We start from the raw sequence: 4,915 nt of genomic DNA, 5'->3' as shown, positions 1-4,915 counted from the left end.
GAACAACTGCCCCATGTCGCGTGGGCTCATCCCGATTCCCTGGTCCCGAACGCTCACCTGCACGGTTTCGCCGTCGTGGTCGACGGTGACGAGGACCTCGCCGCCCCCCGGGGGAGTATTTGATCGCATTCCCAACCAGGTTGGTCAACGTCTGCTCCACCTTGCCTGGAGGCGCTGGACCGGCCGCGTCAGGCGCCCCATGTCCTAGCGCCCGCGGTTCGCGGTGGCCTGGATCGCCGCCAGCCGTCCCCGGTCGACCAGGTGGATGGCGTCGACGGCGTCGGGGGCGAACTGGGTGCCGGAGGCCTCGCGCAGCCGGTGGAGGGCTTCGTCGAGGCTGGCGGCGGCCCGGTAGGGGCGGTCGGTGGTGATGGCGTCGAAGGCGTCGACGGCCGCGAACACCCGGGCGGCCAGGGGGATCTGCTCGCCCTTGCGGCCCTCCGGGTAGCCGGCCCCGTCCCAGCGCTCGTGGTGGGAGCAGACGACCGCCCGGACCACGTCCATGTGCGGCACCCCCTCGAGGATGCGCAGGCCGATGGCCGGGTGCTCGCGCATCAGGGCCCACTCCTCGTCGGTCAGGGGCCCGGCCTTGTTGAGGACGGCATCAGGCACGCCGATCTTGCCCAGGTCGTGGAGGAGGAAGGCGTACTCCAGGCCGGGGGTCGTGGCCAGGTCGCCGCCGAGGGCCCGGCAGGCCTCGGCCCCGTACTGGGTGACCCGGGAGAGGTGGCCGCCGGTGTAGGCGTCCTTGGCCTCGACGGCGCTGGCCAGGGCGCGCACGGTGGCCGTGTAGGCCAGCTCGAGCCCGTCCAGGGCCTCGCCCAGCTCCTCGGCCCGCCGCCGCTCGGCCGAGAAGGTGGTCCGCAGGTCGTCGGCGTAGCGCAGCAGCTGGGAGTGGGCGGCGTCGGCCTGCTCGAGCTTGCGCGTCCACAGCCGCAGGAAGCGCAGCCGGTCGGCGGCCAGCGCGGCCCCGGTGGCCAGCAGCTCCACGGCGGCCAGGTCGCCGCCGGCGAAGGGCCGCCCGGCGGGCCGGCGCAGGGCGAGCACCCCCACCGCCCGGCCCTCGACCACCATCGGGCACCAGGCCTCGACGGCCCCGGGCCCGGCCGGTCCCGGCTGGCCGGAGCCGGCCGCGGCCGCGGCCAGCGCCTGGTCGCCGGGCCGGCGCCCGAGCGGCCCGTCCCCGCCCGGCCGGCCCCAGGAGGGCCCGGGGACGAGGCCGCCGTCGTCCAGCAGGAGCACGCCCTCGACCGCCTCGAGGGCCTGGCAGGCGCGCTCCAGCAGGGCGGGGCCGGCCGTGGCCAGGTCCTCGCCGCCCGCCAGGACCCGGAACGGGGCCAGCAGCTCCTCGCCGGCGCGAGCTGGCTGCGCTCGAGCCACGTGCCCTCCTCATCTTGTCCATCAGGTTCGAGACATTGAATCGTCCTCGGTCAGGTCCCGAACAGCCGGTCCCCGAAGTCGCCCAGCCCGGGCACGATGTAGGCCTGGTCGTTGAGGCGCTCGTCGACCGCGGCGGTGACCACGTCCAGGGCCGGGTGCTCGGCCTCCAGCCGCCGGATGCCCTCGGGCGCGGCCACCACCGACAGCAGGGTGACCCGGGCCGGCCCGGCCGCGAACAGGCTGGCGCAGGCCGCCGCCGCCGACCCGCCGGTGGCCAGCATCGGGTCGAGCAGCAGCACGTAGCCGCCCCCGATCTCGGGCAGCTTGCTGTAGTAGGTGGAGGGCTGGAAGGTGGCGTGGTCGCGCTCCAGGCCCAGGTAGCCGACCGGCACCTCGGGGAACAGCTCGGTCACGGCCTCCAGCATGCCCAGGCCGGCCCGGAGGATCGGCACCGCCACCAGGTGGGCGTCGAAGGCGGTGCCCTCCGCCTCGGCCAGGGGGGTGGTCACCGTCCGGGCCGCCGTGGGGACCCCCCGGGTCGCCTCCACGGCCAGCACCAGCGACAGCCGCTTGGCCAGCAGCCGGAACAGCGGCGGCGGGGTCGTCTCGTCCCGCAGCGCGGTCAGCAACGTCCCGGCCAGGGGGTGGTCGACGACGGTCAGGGCCACGGGAACCTCCTTACTTCCCGGCTCCCGAGAGCAGGTAGCCGGCGATGGCCAGGTCCTCGCGCACCACCAGCTCGGTGAGCTTGAGCCGGCTGGCCGACAGGGGGCTGGTCCGGGTGGGCGACGGGTAGGCGTCCATGCCGAGGTCGGCGGCCTGCTTGACCGCCCGGAACATGTGGAAGGGGTCGGACACGACCACGATGCGGTGCCGGCCGGCGCCCGGGTTGCGCCGCTCCAGGGCCTGCTCGGCCCCGGCCAGGTTCTGGTAGGTGGTGCGGCTGCGCTCCTCGGTCAGCACCGCTCGGGAGGGCACGCCGCGCTGGATGGCCCAGCGGGCCCCCGACCCGCCCTCGGTGAAGCGGTCGCCCTCCTCCTTGCCCCCGGTGAACACCAGCAGCGGGGCCACCCCGTCCCGCCACAGCTCGACGGCGTGCTCCAGGCGGGCCTCGTAGATGGCCGACGGCCGCCCGTCGTACTGGGCCGCCCCCAGGACCACGATGGCGTCGACCTTGGGACGCTCGTCCTTGCCCATCCACTGGGCGACCAGCGTGGTGGTCACGGCGAAGTAGGCGAGCACGAGCACGAGGAGGCCCAGCAGGACGCGGCGCATGCCGCGGATTCTACGCAGCCTCCCGACGAGACCCCGACACCAGGCCAAGGTAATGGTTAAATACCGCCAGCCAGCGGCGCTGGCGAGGGTGGGAGCCCGGAGTCTGAGAGGAGCAGTGCATGCGTGGGGTACGGGGTGTGCGGGTGGGCGCCCTGCTGGTGGCGCTCGGCCTGATGGTGGCCGCGTGCGGCGGCGGCGACGACGAGGGCGGCGACGCCGGCACCGGCGGCGGCGCCGAGGCCAAGCAGGTCGGCCTGGTCTACGACATCGGCGGCCGCGGCGACCAGTCCTTCAACGACTCGGCCGGCGCCGGGCTCGACGCGGCCAAGCAGGAGCAGGGGGACAAGATCGAGGTCAGGGAGATCGAGCCCAACGCCGACGGCTCCAACCGCAAGGAGCTGCTCGACAGCCTGGCCGAGGAGGGCTACGGCCTGGTCTTCGGGGTCGGGTTCCTGTTCTCCGAGGACATCGCCAAGTCGGCCACCGAGGCCCCCGAAACCACCTTCGCGGTGATCGACGGCTTCGATCCGCTCTGCGAGGAGCAGGGCAAGAACCTGCTGTGCATCGCCTTCAAGGAGGAGGAAGGCTCGTTCCTGGTCGGGGCCGCGGCCGCCCTCAAGACCGAGTCCAACACCGTCGGCTTCGTCGGCGGGCTTGAGGGCGACCTCATCAAGAAGTTCCAGGCCGGCTACGAGGCGGGCGTCAAGTACATCGCCGACCAGGAGGGCAAGGACATCGAGGTCCTGGTCGACTACGCCGGCAACACCCCCGAGGCCTTCCGCAACCCGGCCAAGGGCAAGGAGCTGGCCCTGAAGCAGATCGGCGACGGCGCCGACGTCATCTATCACGCCTCCGGCGGCACCGGGGCCGGGGTCATCTCGGCCGCCGCGTCCAAGCAGGTCTACGCCATCGGGGTCGACTCCGACCAGAGCCTGACGGCCAGCGAGGCCGAGCGGAAGTGGATCCTCACCTCCATGCTCAAGCGGGTCGACCAGGCCGTCCAGCAGACCATCGCCACCTACGTCGGCGGCACGGTCGCCGGCGGCATCCAGACCTTCGGGCTCAAGGAGGGCGGGATCGACTACGCCCAGAACGAGTACAACAAGGAGCTCCTGGGCGACATCCCGACCACCCTTGACGACCTGAAGCAGAAGATCGCCGACGGCGAGATCAAGGTCCCGGACAAGCCGGCCTCCTAGCCGTGGCGACCGAGGCGACCGAGGCGACCGAGGGCGGGCCCGAGGAGGCCCGTCCCCGGTCGCCGGCCATCGAGTGCCGCGGCATCACCCGCCGCTACGCCGGGGTGGTCGCCAACGACCAGATCGACCTGCAGGTGACCGAGGGCGAGATCCACGCCCTGGTCGGCGAGAACGGCGCCGGCAAGTCGACCCTGATGAAGATGCTCTACGGGATGGAGCAGCCCGACGAGGGCGAGATCCTGGTCCGGGGCGAGCCGCAGGTGATCGACTCGCCCCGGCGGGCCATCGAGCTGCGCATCGGCATGGTCCACCAGCACTTCATGCTGGTCGACGACTTCACTGTGGCCGAGAACATCGTGCTCGGGGCCGAGCCGACCCGCGGCGGCGGCCGGATCGACCGGGACGCGGCCGAGCAGCGGGTGGGGGAGCTGGCCCGCGGGTTCGGCACCCCGCTGGACCCGCACGCCCGGGTCGAGGACATCGGCGTCGGCCAGCAGCAGCGGGTCGAGATCCTCAAGCTCCTCTACCGGGGCGCGGACATCCTGATCCTGGACGAGCCGACGGCCGTGCTCGTCCCCCAGGAGGTCGAGGAGCTGTTCGCCCACATGCGCGATCTCAAGGCCGACGGCAAGACGATCATCTTCATCGCCCACTCCCTCGACGAGGTGCTCGAGGTGGCCGACCGGATCACCGTGCTCCGCGACGGCAAGGTGATCGACACCGTGGTGGCCGCCGACACCGACTCCCACCAGGTGGCCGAGATGATGGTCGGCCGCCCGGTGCTGCTGCGCCGGGTCGAGGGCAAGGCAATCCCCGGCGAGCCGCTGCTGCAGGTCAAGGACCTCAGGGTGACGGTCGGGGGCAAGGAGGCGGTGGCCGGGCTCGACCTGGACGTGCGCCGCTCGGAGATCTACGGGCTCGCCGGGGTCGAGGGCAACGGCCAGGCCGAGCTCGTCGAGGCCCTGGTCGGCCTGGCCACGCCCGACACCGGCCGCATCTACCTGGACGACGACGAGCTGACCCGGGCCGACGTGCGCACCCGGCGCCAGGCCGGCCTGGCC

Annotated in this window: 5 protein-coding genes; 2 read left to right on the top strand and 3 right to left on the bottom strand. The window is 73.0% G+C overall.

All coding sequences use genetic code 11. The features are described from left to right. Positions 1–204: 204 nt before the first annotated feature. The 3 genes from VF468_05455 to VF468_05445 are packed head-to-tail and all read right to left on the bottom strand — an operon-like array spanning position 205 to position 2,655. Complete coding sequence (locus VF468_05455) at positions 205–1,380, bottom strand: HD-GYP domain-containing protein (protein HEX5877758.1); 1,176 nt, start codon at positions 1,378–1,380, stop codon at positions 205–207. Between the two features lie 50 nt (positions 1,381–1,430). After that, on the bottom strand, positions 1,431–2,048 hold the full coding sequence (gene upp, locus VF468_05450; GenBank protein HEX5877757.1) for a uracil phosphoribosyltransferase: 618 nt from the start codon (positions 2,046–2,048) through the stop codon (positions 1,431–1,433). A gap of 10 nt (positions 2,049–2,058) precedes the next feature. Next, on the bottom strand, positions 2,059–2,655 hold the full coding sequence (locus VF468_05445; protein HEX5877756.1) for a YdcF family protein: 597 nt from the start codon (positions 2,653–2,655) through the stop codon (positions 2,059–2,061). A gap of 119 nt (positions 2,656–2,774) precedes the next feature. Here VF468_05445 and VF468_05440 point away from each other — a divergent pair, with 119 nt between their 5' ends. Then, entirely contained in the window at positions 2,775–3,854 is a 1,080-nt protein-coding gene (locus VF468_05440; GenBank protein ID HEX5877755.1) for a BMP family ABC transporter substrate-binding protein, read from the top strand. A 2-nt stretch (positions 3,855–3,856) separates the two neighbouring features. Further along, positions 3,857–4,915 (top strand): ATP-binding cassette domain-containing protein (locus VF468_05435; GenBank protein ID HEX5877754.1); only part of this gene is annotated, 1,059 nt, incomplete at its 3' end.

It is taken from the genome of Actinomycetota bacterium, from assembly GCA_036280995.1.
Taxonomy (GTDB): Bacteria; Actinomycetota; CALGFH01; order CALGFH01; family CALGFH01; genus CALGFH01.
Note: the sequence above shows the minus strand (reverse complement) of the source record. Positions and strands in the feature narration are given on the sequence as shown.